This is a genomic window from Sphingomonas mali NBRC 15500, assembly GCF_001598415.1.
In the GTDB taxonomy this organism is placed as follows: Bacteria; Pseudomonadota; Alphaproteobacteria; order Sphingomonadales; family Sphingomonadaceae; genus Sphingomonas; species Sphingomonas mali.
The window spans coordinates 13371-28860 of the sequence record NZ_BCYX01000015.1; the positions used below are offsets into that span (position 1 = coordinate 13371).

15 protein-coding genes are annotated in these 15490 nt (G+C 59.3%); 6 read left to right on the forward strand and 9 right to left on the reverse strand.

What is annotated here, in order from left to right; genetic code table 11:
• Positions 1–6 precede the first annotated feature (6 nt).
• The gene (locus SMA01S_RS12420) at positions 7–930 is read left to right on the forward strand and encodes a hypothetical protein (protein WP_218016890.1); all 924 of its coding nucleotides are present in this window, start codon (positions 7–9) and stop codon (positions 928–930) included.
• 207 nt (positions 931–1137) lie between these two features.
• On the opposite strand, the gene SMA01S_RS12425 is transcribed toward SMA01S_RS12420, so the two are convergent.
• The 9 genes from SMA01S_RS12425 to SMA01S_RS12465 all read right to left on the reverse strand — a co-directional run bounded on the left by SMA01S_RS12425 (position 1138) and on the right by SMA01S_RS12465 (position 10339).
• On the reverse strand, positions 1138–1872 hold the full coding sequence (locus SMA01S_RS12425; protein ID WP_066822352.1) for a class I SAM-dependent methyltransferase: 735 nt from the start codon (positions 1870–1872) through the stop codon (positions 1138–1140).
• Positions 1873–2226: 354 nt separating this feature from the next.
• Entirely contained in the window at positions 2227–4044 is a 1818-nt protein-coding gene (locus SMA01S_RS12430) for a glycosyltransferase family 2 protein (RefSeq protein ID WP_066822354.1), read from the reverse strand.
• A gap of 66 nt (positions 4045–4110) precedes the next feature.
• Positions 4111–5085, reverse strand: coding sequence for a phytanoyl-CoA dioxygenase family protein (locus SMA01S_RS12435; RefSeq protein ID WP_084250273.1), 975 nt, complete (start codon positions 5083–5085; stop codon positions 4111–4113).
• 213 nt (positions 5086–5298) lie between these two features.
• Positions 5299–5976, reverse strand: coding sequence for an SDR family NAD(P)-dependent oxidoreductase (locus SMA01S_RS12440; protein ID WP_084250274.1), 678 nt, complete (start codon positions 5974–5976; stop codon positions 5299–5301).
• Positions 5973–7265 carry a phytanoyl-CoA dioxygenase family protein gene (locus tag SMA01S_RS12445; RefSeq protein WP_157093925.1) on the reverse strand — a complete coding sequence of 431 codons (1293 nt, stop codon included), beginning with the start codon at positions 7263–7265 and terminating at the stop codon, positions 5973–5975. Before SMA01S_RS12445 ends, SMA01S_RS12440 begins: the two co-directional genes overlap by 4 nt.
• Positions 7262–7450 (reverse strand): hypothetical protein, encoded by a 189-nt coding sequence (locus tag SMA01S_RS12450; RefSeq protein WP_066822360.1) that lies wholly within the window; start codon positions 7448–7450, stop codon positions 7262–7264. Before SMA01S_RS12450 ends, SMA01S_RS12445 begins: the two co-directional genes overlap by 4 nt.
• 296 nt (positions 7451–7746) lie before the next feature.
• Complete coding sequence (locus tag SMA01S_RS12455; protein WP_066822363.1) at positions 7747–8394, reverse strand: ABC transporter ATP-binding protein; 648 nt, start codon at positions 8392–8394, stop codon at positions 7747–7749.
• Positions 8391–9173 (reverse strand): ABC transporter permease, encoded by a 783-nt coding sequence (locus SMA01S_RS12460; RefSeq protein ID WP_066822366.1) that lies wholly within the window; start codon positions 9171–9173, stop codon positions 8391–8393. The genes SMA01S_RS12455 and SMA01S_RS12460 overlap by 4 nt, the downstream gene beginning before the upstream one ends.
• Complete coding sequence (locus tag SMA01S_RS12465; protein WP_245649258.1) at positions 9173–10339, reverse strand: KpsE/RkpR family capsule polysaccharide export protein; 1167 nt, start codon at positions 10337–10339, stop codon at positions 9173–9175. Before SMA01S_RS12465 ends, SMA01S_RS12460 begins: the two co-directional genes overlap by 1 nt.
• A 245-nt stretch (positions 10340–10584) precedes the next feature.
• Between SMA01S_RS12465 and SMA01S_RS12470 the strand changes: the two genes are divergently transcribed.
• The 5 genes from SMA01S_RS12470 to rfbA all read left to right on the forward strand — a co-directional run bounded on the left by SMA01S_RS12470 (position 10585) and on the right by rfbA (position 15249).
• Positions 10585–11706 carry a polysaccharide biosynthesis/export family protein gene (locus tag SMA01S_RS12470; protein ID WP_245649259.1) on the forward strand — a complete coding sequence of 374 codons (1122 nt, stop codon included), beginning with the start codon at positions 10585–10587 and terminating at the stop codon, positions 11704–11706.
• Between the two features lie 143 nt (positions 11707–11849).
• Positions 11850–12413 carry a dTDP-4-dehydrorhamnose 3,5-epimerase gene (gene rfbC / locus SMA01S_RS12475; RefSeq protein WP_066822372.1) on the forward strand — a complete coding sequence of 188 codons (564 nt, stop codon included), beginning with the start codon at positions 11850–11852 and terminating at the stop codon, positions 12411–12413.
• 6 nt (positions 12414–12419) lie between these two features.
• A complete protein-coding gene (rfbB, locus tag SMA01S_RS12480) occupies positions 12420–13478 on the forward strand; it encodes a dTDP-glucose 4,6-dehydratase (protein WP_066822375.1) in 1059 nt (352 codons plus the stop codon).
• Complete coding sequence (gene rfbD, locus SMA01S_RS12485; protein WP_066822379.1) at positions 13475–14377, forward strand: dTDP-4-dehydrorhamnose reductase; 903 nt, start codon at positions 13475–13477, stop codon at positions 14375–14377. The genes rfbB and rfbD overlap by 4 nt, the downstream gene beginning before the upstream one ends.
• Positions 14374–15249 carry a glucose-1-phosphate thymidylyltransferase RfbA gene (gene rfbA / locus SMA01S_RS12490; protein WP_066822382.1) on the forward strand — a complete coding sequence of 292 codons (876 nt, stop codon included), beginning with the start codon at positions 14374–14376 and terminating at the stop codon, positions 15247–15249. The genes rfbD and rfbA overlap by 4 nt, the downstream gene beginning before the upstream one ends.
• Positions 15250–15490: the final 241 nt, after the last annotated feature.

The following is a 15490-nucleotide window of genomic DNA, read 5'->3' on the forward strand; positions in this document are numbered from 1 at the left end:
GCGCTGATGACCGATGAGGTGCCCGCCGGCTTTGCCTTTGATGTCGCCGACGAGCCTTTCGATGAAGTGGTCTGGCATAACGAGCTGGGGATCGACAATGTCGAGGGCTGGCTGTTCAAACACGACATCGTCGAGATCTGTACGGCGGTGAAAGGTCCCTTCCTGGCCGAGGCGACCCGTCGCGATTTCGACGCGGTAATCTACCTCGACCCCGACACCTGTCTGTTCAACCCGCTCTCCCCGCTGCTCGAACTGCTCGAGCATCACGATATCGTCCTTACTCCGCATTTGCTCGAGCCGGAGAAGGAACTGGGCGCAATTATCGACAACGAAATCTGCCCGATGTGGGCGGGAATCTTCAACCTCGGGTTCGTGGCGATCCGAACCACCGGGGAGGGCGCGCGCTTCGCCCAGTGGTGGAGCGACCGCTTGCTGGAATTCTGCCACGATGCGCCGGCAAAGGGCCTTTTCGTCGACCAGAAATGGTGTGACCACGTGCCGGTATTCTTCGACAAGGTGAAAATCCTGAAGGACCCGGGCTACAACACGGCCAGCTGGAACATCAATCAGCGCCGGATCACGGTCGACGATATGGGCAATGTGCGCTCGAACGACAGCCTTCTGAGATTCTGGCACTTCACCAAGCTGGGCCCGCTCGGGGACACGATGACGAGGCGCTATGCCAAGGACCAGATCGTCGTTTACGAGTTGTGGCGCTGGTATCGCGCGCAGGTTGCCGCAGCTACCTCTAAGGGCATCCCCGATCGCTACTGGGCGTTCAATCAATTTGCCGACGGCACGCCGATCCAGCGTTCGCACCGCCTATTGTATCGCGAACGAGTAGACTTGCAGAAGGCTTTTCCAGATCCGTTCGGAACTGGGCCGTCTGGCGAGTTCTCTGCCTGGTTGAGAGCCGAAGGGCTCTTATAGGATAGGTAGGAATTAAGTGAATCGCGTGCTCTGCGGCTTAAACGCCCCACATCCGAGAGATCGGCTCAAAACCGAGGCAGTAATTGACGTGCGGGTCCTTAGACGCTGATTCGGTCGCTGAAATTACCGCGCCTTTGAGGTGGCGGGGCACCGTCCAAGTGCACGCCACCCGATAGTTGGAGTATGGTTACAGGTCGAGACCGCCTGTTAGACGAACGGAACGATTTCACTTCCGCAAAGCGTTGGCGCCCAGCGTGCGGCGATATTTGCGGATATTTGTGCGCGGGTACGCTCAAACATGGGCTCCTCACCCGACCGCACCCATTCATAAGCACGCGAAAGCCAGAGGGAATGACTCTCACTGTCGGTAAAGAGGGTCTTGTTGTAACCCGTCGCAAAGGCTTTGAGGCGCCGATCTTCAGAAAGAAAGCGAAACATGCCCTCTCCGACGCCGGGACAAGCGCTGTTAAAGCCGTCGTCAAGGAAAATGACGCCACCGGGTGCTAGCAATTCGGTAGCAAGGCCCAAATCATGCACAACAGGGTCGGGGTCGTGACCCGCGTCGACTGAAATAAATCCAAATCCATTTGCAGATAATGGAGAAATATCGTTTGGCGTAAGTAAGGTTGTGTCACTAACAACGATCTCGATATTAACGCCCGGCGCCAACTTGGCCACGTTATTCCGAATTAATTTCTTAACGTCTTCAATATCAGCACTTTCTAGCGGATTATTCAGTCCATTCCACATCGCATCGACGCCAACCACCGGGCCGGCAAACAATGCGGCGGCAACAGCCAGCAGCTTTCCTTTGAAAACGCCGAGCTCCAAGACACCCGGGCCCACGTCATGGGAAGCTATTCGCTTCATCAGATCCGCAGCGTCCGGCAACATCCAACCCTCGATTTGATCAAGCGCCGCCCAGTCAATCTCGTTAACCATAAATTCGCTGCCTATTTTATTGTCTAGTGGGAGATGAAAAAACCTCGCTTATTAGGTCGCTAGGGAGGCTCGGCCTGCGTGTCCAGCCCTCGCCGGCGGGGTCTGCGGGAATATGCAGAGGCAGCAATCGTGGCGGTAAGCGTTTTGTTCGAAGACGGACCTTCGATTGCCCACCCTCGTACACTCGTCAGCATCCAATGCACTTGCGGTTATGGGTTGGTCTGATTTGTTTGGACAGGATTCCAGGACGGATTCGAAAAGGCGAAATTCACGGCCGCTAGGGCAACTTCCTCATTTTCGTGCAACCCGAGCGGCCCGACGCGATTGCGGATGCGATCGGCGAATTAAAGCGCGTCAATGCCGAAGGGCAGCGAGATCATCTGCCGGGATCGACCCGTCAGACGGCGAGGCGCAGAAGACGAATTCAGGTTTGTAGACTTCACTACCGCGGTTCAGCACTGGATGGTGCGTCGGATCGCAATAGGTTTCGGTTCCCCATCGCGCCTGCAGCGTAGCGAGCTCTGCACGATACCGTTCGATATGCCCGGGCGCCATGTCGAGCCCGCGCGACTTGCTCTCGTGATGGATCAGGACTGCGCTCGGCACGTAGTAATTCTCGAAGCCGGCGTGGTGCAGCTTAAGGCACAGATCCACATCGTTATAGGCAATGCGAAGCGCCACCTCGTCGAACCCGCCCACTGCTTCGAACCTATCTCGCCGCACGACGAGGCAGGCGGCCGTGACGGCGATGGCGCGATGCGCGACAAGAGCGTGCGCAAAATAGCCTGCGGCATGTTCGGGGAGACCGCGATGTGCATGGCCGGCGGCATTGCCCATTCCCACGGCCACGCCAGCATGTTGGATGGTGCGATCGGGATAGAGCAATCGGGCGCCGATCGCCCCTGCCTCGGGCCGCACAGCATAACGCATGAGCTCGCATAGCCACTCTTCGGAGATGATTTCGATGTCGTTGTTGAGCAAGCAGAGATACGCACCGCGCGCCGCTTTGACAGCGAAATTGTTGATCGCCGAATAGTTGAACGGATGCGGCCAGGTCACCACTCGCACCCTCGGATCGGCGGAGATTTCGGCCAGAAAGGCGTGGGTTGCCGGCTCATTGCTATCATTGTCGGCGATCACGATTTCAAGATTGGGATAGCGCGTTCGGTCAAGCAGGCCCCGGATACAGGTCTTCAGCAACGCAACCTGATCGCGTGTCGGCACGATGATGCTGACCGGCGGCACCGATACGGGCAGCGGCCAGCGGATCGACGCCGTCCCGAAAGGGCCTGCGACGACTTCGGTTCCAGGCACCACCGCCAACACGCCGCGCAACAACTCGAGCCGCCCCGCATCGGGTCGACACCAATGATTGCGCGGAGCCGATACGGTTATCCGGCGGAGGTGTTGCACCTCCTGACCTGGCCGCAGTGTCGCGCGGAGCAACATCCCATAGACCACGACCTCGTCGCTCTCATCGTCCCGAAGCTCGCGCGCAGTCGCGACGGGAACGGCCAGCGCTGCCGAAAGATAATCCTGGGCCAGAAACATCTCCTGATCCCATGCCGGCTTGAACCACGGATTGCGCCTCCAGCCGAACCGGTCGATCTCATCCTGGTCGCCATAGAGGATCGGAAAGCTGCCGGCGGGCACCGTCCGTAGATGAATGGCGTATGTCGCCAGTGCCATGCGCGGCAGGCGACACCCCGGCTGCACCGGCACCAAATACTGCGTCGCCGCTGCGGCCAGCGCGGCCTTGAGACCCGCTCCATAACTGTGGAACGCGCCGTCGAGCGCCGAAATCCGCGGGTCATCCGGCAATTCGGGCATATTCCCGCCCTGGCTCGTAACGAGCAGGCGCCAATGCGGCCATGCCTGTCGGGTGACCGAACGTACGGCGCGGGTGAAATCCCTCGGTAGAGTTGACCGGGCAAAGTGCAGGTGCACGGTGACATCGTTCGCTTCGGTAACGGCCGACGCCAAGACGGCACGATCGGCGCGCGCACATCGGCCATTCCATTGCGCATAGGCAAAGGGCAATGCAGCGGCGGCCTCTCTGAATTGCAGACGCGCGCGGACGCGCCGGCCGGTGATCCGCCAATACCCGATCTTCAGCGCCTTCCAGGGACGCAGCAACAGCAACAGCAGCGATTCCAGAACCGTCGGGATCATCACCGCTGCAGTGTCCCTTTCAGTGCGACGCGCGACAATGAGGCGCGCGTTAGCGGCTCTCTGCGATCAATTCCCGCTCCGCCGGGGGACGATCTTGCGAAGCAGGCGACCCATTCGCGAGCGCTTCTGCAGCGGAGGCAGTTGCGCCGGCAATGGCGTACCGAGATAGGAGTTCGGACGCAGCTTGCCGTCGTCGATCCCGACGATATCGCGCAGTTGCAACTGACCAAGAGCCTCGTCCGAGAAGGCCGGAGTATAATATATGCAATCCTCGAAATAATAATGCGTGACCTGCGACCAGCGGGTCAGCCGTGGATCGGATTGCGGCGAGCCGCCGTGAAGCAAGTTTGCGCACCAGATTAGGGCTTGGCCCTTGCGCGCCAGAAAAGTTTCGGTGGACGCGCCATGGGCCGCAATCATCGCATTCCAGGCGTCCGCATAGGGCTCCTGCGCAGATTCCAGCTGGCTGGCATAGCCGCGGCGCCCGATCAAGGAGTTGCTGACGATTGGCCAGCGATGCGACCCCGGCGCATAGAATAGCGGGCCGGCTTCAGCGGGTACATCTTCCATCGCGACCCAGACGCCACACATGAAGCGCTCTGGCAGGCTTGAAAAATGAACCGCGTCGGCGTGCACCGCCTGTTGCGTGCCGACCGGAAAGTTGAGCGTCTGGAAAGGAAACGCGCGACGACCATAGAGACGCGAAAGCAGATTTAAGATGGCGGGATTCACCGCGATCGCCCGGACGTCTTCGTCGAATTTCCAGGCGTCCTGGATCCGTCGGTCACCTCTCGTCTTGTCGCTTTCAGGATCGTTCAGATCGGCGCCCAAACGCGGGATCAACGACGCACGAATGCGATCCACCCGCTGGTCGAATTCGACATCCTCAAAATCTATGACGGCGAAGCCATCGACATGCAGCTTGGTGGCAATCGCCTGTTCGGCTTCAGACAGGCCGAAATGCGGGAGTTCGGCGCGGAAGGCCGGTGACTCAATTCTGGGGACGCCGGGCAATACCGACTTATAAACCGTCTCGCTCATGCCTGCCGTCTAACCTGAGGCCGCCAGAAGAATTAACCCTGTCGGCAATAGAAACCTAAGCTCGCACCGATTCCGCCCGGCACCCAAGAAGCCGGTCATTACCTTGGAATGCGTCGCTTTTCCGGGCTCCTTCTACGAATAAGCGCCACAGCAAGCAACCGGGCAAAGCACTGCGCCAACTGCGCCCGCATCGTCTTCATCGACTAGATCAGGCTACCAGGGCAGTGGGGACCCATCGGTATTGACGAAGCAGCCGTTGAGCGCAGGGGTAGCCACGGCTTCCACGAAGTTCACGATCTCGGCCGCAGCTTCATCGGGGCTTAGAGGCGCCTGCTCACCCCCCATATCCGTCCTAACCCAGCCCGGATTGAGAGCCGTCGCCACGAAACCCTCTGGGCCCCACTCGGCCGCGATGTTTCGGACAACCTGGTTGAGGGCGCTTTTGCTCGCCCGATAAGCCAGCATTGATCCATCGACGTTTCCAGACAGGGAGGCGTTGCCGGTACTCATCATGACGATCAGCCTCCCTTCGGCAGCTAGCAACTGTGGCCGCAGGGAATTCGCCAACACCATCGGCGCTACGACGTTTACAGACAAGGTCGCTACAAAATCGCCGGGATCGAACTCGCGTGTATGAAAGGCCCGCGGTCCGAAACTGGCCGCGTTGCAGATGAGCACGTCGACTGGTCGTTGGATGCTCGCGCAGGCTGTCTGCACAGCTTCGTGATCGGCCATGTCGCATGGATGGAAAGACAGGCGCTCATGCTCCTCCGTTGTCCATGGTGGGGGAGAACGCCCAATGCCCACCACGAACCATCCAGCGCGCAGAAAAGTGCGCGCGACAGCCTCCCCAATGCCCCGATTCACTCCGGACAGAACGACCGTCTTCATGCGTTTTCGGGCAGAAGCTCGAGTGCCCCTGCTTCACCACGGCTGTCGTAATAAGCGACGGCGCCTTTCGCGAAGTAATGACTCACGATCGAGAGGCGCGTTTTCTCCCGGTCGATGCGCGGACTGCCACCGTGTACAAGATTCTCATGCCAGACCAGGATTTGGCCAGCCTTCGGTCGATAGGCCGCACGTTCGTAGCCGCCCTCCTCCATCAATCTTCGAACCTCAGCGTCAAAGATTACATAAGAGGAGTAATCTTGATCCACCTTATCCAAGCCCAGGTCGCCAGCCCGCAACCTCTTGGACTTGTGGCTGCCAGGATAGACGAACAACTCGCCGGAGTCCGGCTTAACGTCTTCCAAGGCGACCCATACGCCGCACATAAAACCGGCAGGATAGGGCGTGAGATGAATCGTATCCTGGTGAGCATCCTGCTCCGAACCGTTAACATAAGTTAAGGTCTGACAGGCGCAAGGCGTGTCGCGAAAGTGCGACTTAAGGAACGCCATAACTTCGGGATTCAGCCATATCTTCCTGCCAGATTCAAGTCGATGTGCTTCATGGATGCGCTGGCTTGTACCTTTTTCATATTGCAGGCGGCCACTTTCGATCGCCTCCTCAAGATCGGCTGTGAACTCCTCGATCAGACTAGCAGGCAGCCGCTCTGGCAGGATGCAAAAGCCCCACCTCTCCAGGTGACGGTGCGCACTTTCCATGTCGGCTGGCTGATCGAAGCTCAAGGGGGTGTCGATAGGCTCGATTTCGTCAAACCATGCCTTGGCCTTGCCCTTTTCGTAAGGGAACATCTTGCTGTCGATCACACGTGGCTGGATGGGGCCAGTACCGTGAACGCGCAGATCTTCCGCAACTTGGACACCCAGCGGAGTATTGTTGTTCACAATGAGTGGCTTTGCAGGAAACGCCGCCCGGCTGCCATCCGCGAAATCGACCGATACTGTGGCGTTCGTCGGGCCGTTTGGGAGTAGATGCGACATCAGATTGACTTCGACGCGGAAATCGTTCGGCGAGGAAGAGACAACGCACTCCGCCGCTCCGAATGAAACCTCGAAGCCACCCACCGAAACATCGATGCGCACTGGATCGGAGCTGGCTTCCGAGACGTGGCCGACCAGCCTTATAAGTCCAAACACCCGTACTTGATCCGACCTGTTCCCTATGCCGAGAAGAGACATTCCAGGCGTGCCCATCGTAGCATTCTCCATTTGGGGTGTTTTTTTGGCTGACGGGACAACAACGCTATGCAACCGCCGCAGCAAGCCCGGCTTCACACTGCTTCCCTCATGTATTCGCGTTCCTCAAGCAGCGAGGCCTTCGCCCACGAGCCATTCGAAAGTCCGATGAATCCGTCGGCATAGAGATCGGGAAACGCCTGCTGTAGATTGACGCGATCTCGATAAAGAAGGCGGCAGAACTTATCAATCGTTCTGCCGCCGCCAAGTTTGCCGAATCCCAAGACTTATCGGGGATTCCCCGCGACGCGGCCACCTCCACCGCAACAACTAACAGCCCGCCATTTGGTCGCGAGCATAGCGCCGCATCATCGTATAGGCGATCGGGTTAACGCGACCTAGGCTCAGAACTCACCGATTAGAGCCAGTAGCAGCATGTGGCGGCGATGGGGATGGCGGACATGAAGATGTGTGCGCAGCGGGCGTGGCGTGTAGCGGCGCGGTCCTCACCGTCGCGGACGGCATCGAGCATTGCCGCTCCCCGGCAACCCTGACATGATACTTGATTAGGCATCGGCCGCTACAACGCTTCGTAGATCGCCAAGGCCTCTTCGATGTCTTGGTAAACTTCCGCCCGGCCGTTCCGCAGAACCACCGCCAGATTGCAATATTCACGAATATAATCCGCGCCATGCGTGGCGAGCACCAGGGCGCGGTCATGCCGCTTCTCGAAAATCTCGGTGTGGCATTTCAATTGGAAGTTGCGGTCGCCGACCATGATAACCTCGTCGATCAGGTAGCAATCGAATTCGATCGCCAATGAAAGACCGAAGGCCAGGCGCGCGCGCATGCCCGCTGAATAGGTCTTGACCGGCATGCGCAATTGCCCGCCGAGCTCCGTAAAATCCTCGACGAAACTTCGCAGATCCTTGTAATCCCGGCCGTAGATGCGAGCGATGAAGCGGGCATTATCGTATCCGGTGAGGCTGCCCTGGAAACCACCGTTAAACCCGAGCGGCCACGAACAGCTCATCTCGCGCACGATCCGTCCGGATGTCGGCATTTCAACGCCACCGATCATCTTGATCAGCGTCGTCTTCCCGGCGCCATTGCGACCCAGCAAACCGACCCGGTCGCCGCGATTGAAGGTCAGGTTGATGTTTTCGAGCACACGCTTGCGCCCATGGCCAGCGCGGTACGATTTGTAGAGCGATTCACAGGCGATCATTCTACCACCAAATCCCGCCGCATCCGTCGGCATAGAACGAGGCCGATCATTAGGAATACAATCGACACGAGTATCGGATTCCAGACGTTGTAATAGGGCTCCACATAATCACCGAACAACCCATAGCGGATCATCTCCATAGTGTTCACCATCGGTGACATCAGGAGATAGTCGCGTACTGACGGAGGAGCCCAGGAAGCCATCGTAAATGTTCCGGAAATCGGTATGGCGATGTAGACTGACACCGGCATAATCTTTTCGACAACTTCGGACATCACGGAAAGCGGCGCAATCACCATGCAGACCGACAAGACGACCAAGCCATAAAGCAGCCAGCCAGCGACCATCATGCCAGGATAAGCCGGCACAGGTATATATCCCAATATACCCAAGGCGAGCGAAATAAAGACCCACGCCATTGTTGCGCCGACGAACTCGATCAACACACGTACTAGGACGAAGTCAGTCACTTTGACTTGGCGATGATACAGGAGACTACCGTTGGCCACGAAGATGCTAGTGCTTCGGGTGAACGATGAGCGCAGAAAAGTCAGCGGAACATAGCCGCTGGCAACGAAGGCGATCATGCCAATGCCGTTCTCCTCAGGTCCCTTGAGGTACGTCCACATGACGCCCACCAGCACGGCGAACAGCATCGGCTCGGCCATCATCCACAGGAAGCCGATATTCTCACGTCCGAAGCGGGTCGTCAGCTCTCGTACCATCAGAGCCTTGACGACCCGGATCTGGCTATTCCAGCCCTCGCTAAGCGCTGACATCAGTTCTCAGGCCTGTGCTCAAGGATTCCGACGACGAGCATCCAGCCGACCAAATAGAGGCACAGGCAGACGCCGGCCACCGTTAGTATCTCGTAGAGCCGCTGTGGAAACAGCGCCATGTCGGGCGTGTTCGGTTCGACGACGCGTTCGAGATAGAATTGCTGTTGCAGCGCTTCGGCTCGAGCTTGCTCGAGCGAGGCGTTTGCGGTGTTGAGCATCTGCGTGGAGAATTCCTGCTCGACCAGCAGGTTCTCATACTGCGTCAGCTTGGACGCCAGGCCCGTGTTGGTACCGGTCGCCCGTCCTGCCTGGCCGGCGATCTGTGCGTCGATCGCCGCGATCCGGCTTCGCAATGCCGGAATGGCGGGGTTCCTCGGGGCGCCCGCCAGAGTCGCTTGCAATTGCGCTTGTAGCGCGGCGCGTTGCCCGGTGAGCTCAGTAGAAAGCTGAAGGACGCCTGTTGCCTCCTTGGCTGGATCAAGCAGGCGTTCGGTATTGCGGTAGCCACGCATGGCCAAGCGGGCGTTGCGGACCCGTGCCTCGGCTTCCTGCACACGCCCCTCGGCCTCTGCGATCTGCTTCGCCTGCGCTCGAATGTTCAACCGATTGACGAGCTTCTCGCTAATATCCAGCAACGCGGCATCGATGGCGTGAGCGTCCTGCGGCGTGAAGGCTTTTACCGTGACGACAGCCAAGCCGGTATCGTGGTCAAGGTGCGCATTCACCATCCGCCCGTAATATTTGTAAAGATTCTCGAAGCTGTCCCGCCGGAAGAAAGGGTAGCGACTAGCCCAATCGGTTCCTGGCCTCATATATGTCGCGCGCACGTTGACGCGTTTTGACAGGTCTGCCAGCGCGTTGCGCGAGCGGATATAATCCAGCACCTCGTTGGTCTGCTCCTGCCCGGCCGAGAGCCCGGTGGTTTGAATCAGGTTTGCAAGGGTCGACGTCGACGACCTCTTCTGGTCAGGCGCCTTGATAACGAAACGAGCTTCGGAGACATACACGTCGGAGGCGATCAAGCCGTAATAGATCGCGCTGACCAGCACGGGTAGAACAACCAGCAGGATGAACCACAAGTGCCTGCGAATCCAGTCAATCGTCCGCGCGCCGAATCCCTTCTCTGGTTCCGCCGATACGCTGGCGCTCAACCCTTCCATCAACATCTCTAACGATACCTCGGCAGGACAGACACTGCGAAAAAGGCACGTGTCGATTGCTCGCCCCTCTAGAGGCAAGCAACGTGGCGGGCAACCGGCATTGCCAGCGCGGGAGCAAGCGACACGACGGGCGAGTCGACGTCATTGCGCCCCTCCAAAACTAAGTGCTAGGGGGTGCGCCGCGATCGATTGCACCAAAGCGACTGCCGGAGACGATGAAGTTTTATCTAGATTCTCGAATGGCTTGTGGTTTGAATAAGATCATTCCGGCGATTCTGGCTTCGATCAGCCTTTCGGCTTGCGCGACATTGCCGTCGAGCGGGCCGACTGGTCGCGAGGTACAGCGCTCCATCGCTACGTCGCAGTCGGATATCCAGTTGGTCGAACTGCAGGATATCGCCTCGTTGCCCGCGCCGCCGGCGCGCGTGCCGCTTTCGCTCGTCAACCTTGCGCCGCCGCCGACAGACCTGATCGGTCCGGGTGACGTGATCGACATTACGGTCTATGAATCGGGCATCACCTTGTTCGGCAACAGCGCGACCAAGCTCGCGCCCGATGGCGGATCTTTCGATACCGCCGCTAAAGGCGAACGGCTCCTAGGTAACCGGGTCGACGATGCGGGCGACATTCAAGTGCCTTATGCCGGTCGCCTGCACGTCGCGGGGCACACCGTTGGTGAGGTGGAGCGTCAGATTCGTGCGGCGCTACGCGGATATTCGCAGAATCCGCAGGTCCTCGTTTCAGTCCGCGAGATGATCACCAACAGCGTGATCGTTGGCGGAGAGGTCAATAAGCCTGGGCGGCTAGTCCTGCCGACGAATCGCGAAACGGTCGCCGACGCGATCGCGTTGGCGGGGGGCTATCGTGGCGATGCCAAGGATCTTGCGATACGTTTGCAGCGACAAGGCGTTACCGACCAGTTCCGCCTGAGCGACGCCCTTAGCGGCGATGAGAACGAACTCCGCGTTTATCCCGGCGACCGGTTATCAGTTTTGCGGGCGCCTCAATCCTTCTCGGTCATGGGCGCGCCTGGTCAGGTCCAACTTTTCCCGTTCGGAAAGCCCGACGTCTCACTAGCCGAGGCCGTAGCGCAAGCTGGAGGGTCGCATCCGTCATTTGGCGACCCCGCAGCCATCTTTGTCTTTCGTTACGTCGCCGACAAGGACAATATCGCCAAACCGGTGGTCTATCACATCAATATGATGAAAGCAGGAAACTACTTCCTAGCGCAACGCTTCGCAATGCAAGACAAAGACGTCCTTTATGTCGGAAATGCGAGAGCGAACCAGCCAAGCAAGCTCATTCAAATCATCAGCCAGCTGTTTGCCCCGATCGTCACGGTTACGAGCGCGGTTCAGGTCTTGAAGCAATGATCTCGTCCGAAAGCATTTGGCTTCGCTCCGGCCAACTTTCTAGACCGGGCCTCTTCTGCTTCTGACGTTGCCGATCACCCCAGCCGATTAGCTCAGTTGCTGGCGTGTTGCGAAACAACGCTAAACCGGGATGTGTCGATAGCATGCAATTCGAAAAACTTGATCTTTCCGGCCCCATCAAGATCGAACCGCACCGGCGTGGCGATGCTCGGGGCTATTTTGCCGAGACCTTCCGCCTCGACTTGTTCACCGAAACGGTGGGTAATGTCGATTTCGTCCAGGAGAATGAGTCACTGAGCGCCAAGGTCGGGACGGTGCGCGGTCTTCACTTTCAGACCGAGCCGTTCGCGCAGGGAAAACTCGTCCGGTGCGTGGCCGGCGCGCTGCTCGACGTTGCCGTCGATATCCGTACCGGCTCGCCAAGTTACGGCCGCTGGATCGCAGTCGAACTGTCAGCTGCTAATGGCTGCCAATTATGGGTGCCGCCGGGGTTTGCCCACGGTTTCTGTACTTTGGTGGCGGATACGGTGCTTACCTATAAGGTGACCAGCTATTACAGCCACGAGCATGACAAGGGCTTGGCATGGGACGATCCCGCTATCGGCATCGAATGGCCCAGCCTAGCGGACCCCGAAACGCTTTCCGCCAAAGACCGCGTGCAGCCCAAGCTGGCTGAGCTTCCTGCCTATTTCGATTACAAAGGCTGATCGCAAATGCGTATAATGGTCACCGGCGGCGCCGGTTTTATCGGTTCGGCGGTGGTGCGGCACCTGATCGCGAGCGGTCACGACGTGCTTACCGTGGACGCCCTGACCTATGCGGGCAACCGAGCCTCGTTGCGCGAGGTCGAAGCCAATTCACGCCACGAGTTTCTGCACGCCGATATTTGTAGTCGCAATGGAATGGCGTCCGCCTTTGCCACCTTCCGTCCCGAGCGGGTCATGCATCTGGCGGCAGAGAGCCATGTCGATCGCTCGATCACCGGCGCTGCTGACTTCGTGCAAACCAATATTGTCGGTACGTTCAATATGCTGGAGGCGGCGCGCGGCTATTGGCAGGGGCTTGAAGCCGATTCGAAAGCGGCGTTTCGCTTCCTCCACGTTTCAACCGACGAAGTATATGGTTCACTGGGTGACGAAGGCCTGTTTCACGAAACCACGCCTTATGATCCAAGTTCGCCATATTCGGCATCGAAGGCAGCCTCCGACCATCTCGCCAAAGCCTGGTATCGCACCTACGGATTGCCGGTGGTGGTTTCCAACTGTTCGAACAATTATGGCCCCTATCACTTCCCAGAGAAGCTGATTCCCCTCACCATCCTCAATGCGCTGGCTGGGCGAGAACTGCCGATCTACGGCGCTGGTGAGAATGTGCGCGACTGGCTGTATGTCGAAGACCATGCGCGCGCGCTCGACCTCATCGCCGCCAAGGGGCGGCCGGGCGAGACCTACAATGTCGGCGGACGCAACGAGCGGCGCAATATCGACGTCGTGCGGCGAATCTGCGCCGTGCTTGACGAGCTCGCGCCCGCCGGCGCGCCGCATGATCGCCTGATCACCTTCGTCACCGACCGCCCCGGGCATGACGCGCGCTACGCGATCGACGCGAGCCGACTGGAGAGCGAACTAGGCTGGCAGGCGCAGGAGACTTTCGACACCGGCATCTCGAAGACCGTCCGCTGGTATCTCGACAATGATTGGTGGTGGCGCCCGTTACGCGAGCGCTACGATGGTGAACGCCTTGGATTGATGCGAGAGGACGTTAAAGCATGAGGATTGCCGTGACCGGCGGGGCCGGACAGCTGGTAAACTCGATGACGGAGCGCGGACCGCTCGCGGGTCACGACGTCATCGCGGTGGGGCCGCCTGTGCTCGACCTCGCCTTGCCCGTCGACGAAGCCGTGCATGCGGTACTCGAGGCCGCACGCGCCGATGTCATCGTCAACGCAGCGGCGCATACTGCCGTCGATAAGGCCGAGAGCGAGCCCGATCTCGCGTTCGCGATCAATGCCGTCGGCGCCGGTGCAGTGGCACGCGCGGCGGCACGGATCGGCGTGCCGCTGGTACACATATCGACCGACTATGTGTTTTCCGGTGACAAGGCGGAGCCTTATGTCGAAAGCGACTCGACCGGCCCCACCGGTGTTTACGGAGCGTCGAAATTGGCTGGCGAGGAAGCAGTATTGGCGAGTGGCGCGGACGTCGCGATCCTTCGAACGGCCTGGGTCTATAGCCCGTTCGGCGCCAATTTCGTCAAGACGATGCTGCGGCTCGCCGAGTCCCGAGACGAGGTCGGCGTGGTCGGCGACCAGTACGGCAACCCGACCAGTGCGCTAGATCTCGCCGATGCGGTGATCGCTGTTGCTCAACATCTGGCCGAGGGGAGCGATGCGCGGCACCGTGGTATCTTTCATGCGACCGGGGATGGTGATGCGACCTGGGCCGGTCTTGCCGAAACGGTCTTCGCCGCCTCCGCGGCGAACGGTGGCCCGAGCGCGCGAGTCAAGCACATCACTACCGCCGACTATCCGACCCCGGCCCGACGCCCAAGTAATTCGCGGCTCGATTGCACTGCATTGTTCGAGCGGCATGGCGTGCGCCTCCCCGACTGGCGTATCAGCGTGGCCGCGGTAACCGCGCGGCTCCTGCACGAAAAAAAGATCGCGGCATGAAGGGTATCATCCTCGCCGGCGGCAGCGGCACCAGATTGTACCCGATGACGCTTGCGGCATCGAAACAGCTGATGCCCGTATATGACAAGCCGATGATCTATTACCCATTGTCGACGTTGATGCTGGCGGGGATACGCGAGGTGTTGGTGATCACCACGCCGCATGACGCGCCAGCGTTCCAGACCTTGCTGGGTGATGGATCGCAATGGGGAATGGCGATCGAATACGCCGTCCAGCCGGAACCGAAAGGCCTCGCCCAAGCTTATACGATCGGCGCGGACTTCGTGCGCGGTGGCCCGTCGGCGCTGATCCTCGGCGACAATATCTATTACGGCCACGCCATGGACGAGCTGTTTCAGAACGCCATGGCGAAGCCGTCAGGGGCGACGGTGTTCGCTTATCACGTGGCCGATCCGGAACGCTACGGCGTCGTCGAATTCGACAATACGATGCGCGCGATGTCGATCGAAGAGAAACCGGCACGACCGCGGTCGAACTGGGCCGTCACCGGCCTGTACTTCTACGACGAGCAGGTAGTCGATATCGCCGCCAGTATCGCTCCTTCGGCGCGCGGCGAGTTTGAGATCACCGACGTCAATCGTGTCTATCTTGAGCGTGGCGCGCTATCCGTCGAAATCATGGGCCGCGGCTATGCCTGGTTGGACACCGGGACTCCGGACAGTTTGCTCGCCGCGGCAGAATTCGTGTCCACGCTCGAGAAGCGACAGGGCTTCAAGATTGCCTGCCCAGAGGAAATCGCGTTCCACATGGGCTTTATCGACAAGGCCGCATTGGAGCGCGCTACGGCGCGGCTCGGCAAGAGCGAATATGCCGCCTATATCCGACGTGTCGTGATGGGCGAGCGCGTTTAGCCCATGCCGACTTCGCCGGCCGGTACGGTGCCGCGAGCTTGGCTCACCGTATTGCGCCTTGCCCTCACCAGAAGACCGACCCTGGCGTTGAGTGGTCTGATTACTCTCTTGCGCGGGAAAAGAGTGCGCGCCTGGAATCGGCTCTGCCTCGCCGCCGCCGAGCACCCAAAATACTATACTCATTGGATTAGGATAGCAGAACCTCGTCTAATGCCAGGCGCAAGAGGGGTCGAGCCTGGCC

Bases quoted from the DNA above. Each gene is read 5' to 3' on its own strand.
- SMA01S_RS12420 (WP_218016890.1), top strand. From the start codon at position 7: ATGACCGATGAGGTGCCCGCCGGCTTTGCCTTTGATGTCGCCGACGAG.
- SMA01S_RS12425 (WP_066822352.1), bottom strand. From the start codon at position 1,872: ATGGTTAACGAGATTGACTGGGCGGCGCTTGATCAAATCGAGGGTTGG.
- rfbD (WP_066822379.1), top strand. From the start codon at position 13,475: ATGAGGATTGCCGTGACCGGCGGGGCCGGACAGCTGGTAAACTCGATG.
- SMA01S_RS12465 (WP_245649258.1), bottom strand. From the start codon at position 10,339: ATGTTGATGGAAGGGTTGAGCGCCAGCGTATCGGCGGAACCAGAGAAG.
- SMA01S_RS12430 (WP_066822354.1), bottom strand. From the start codon at position 4,044: ATGATCCCGACGGTTCTGGAATCGCTGCTGTTGCTGTTGCTGCGTCCC.
- SMA01S_RS12455 (WP_066822363.1), bottom strand. From the start codon at position 8,394: ATGATCGCCTGTGAATCGCTCTACAAATCGTACCGCGCTGGCCATGGG.
- SMA01S_RS12435 (WP_084250273.1), bottom strand. From the start codon at position 5,085: ATGAGCGAGACGGTTTATAAGTCGGTATTGCCCGGCGTCCCCAGAATT.
- rfbC (WP_066822372.1), top strand. From the start codon at position 11,850: ATGCAATTCGAAAAACTTGATCTTTCCGGCCCCATCAAGATCGAACCG.
- SMA01S_RS12460 (WP_066822366.1), bottom strand. From the start codon at position 9,173: ATGTCAGCGCTTAGCGAGGGCTGGAATAGCCAGATCCGGGTCGTCAAG.
- rfbB (WP_066822375.1), top strand. From the start codon at position 12,420: ATGCGTATAATGGTCACCGGCGGCGCCGGTTTTATCGGTTCGGCGGTG.
- SMA01S_RS12440 (WP_084250274.1), bottom strand. From the start codon at position 5,976: ATGAAGACGGTCGTTCTGTCCGGAGTGAATCGGGGCATTGGGGAGGCT.
- rfbA (WP_066822382.1), top strand. From the start codon at position 14,374: ATGAAGGGTATCATCCTCGCCGGCGGCAGCGGCACCAGATTGTACCCG.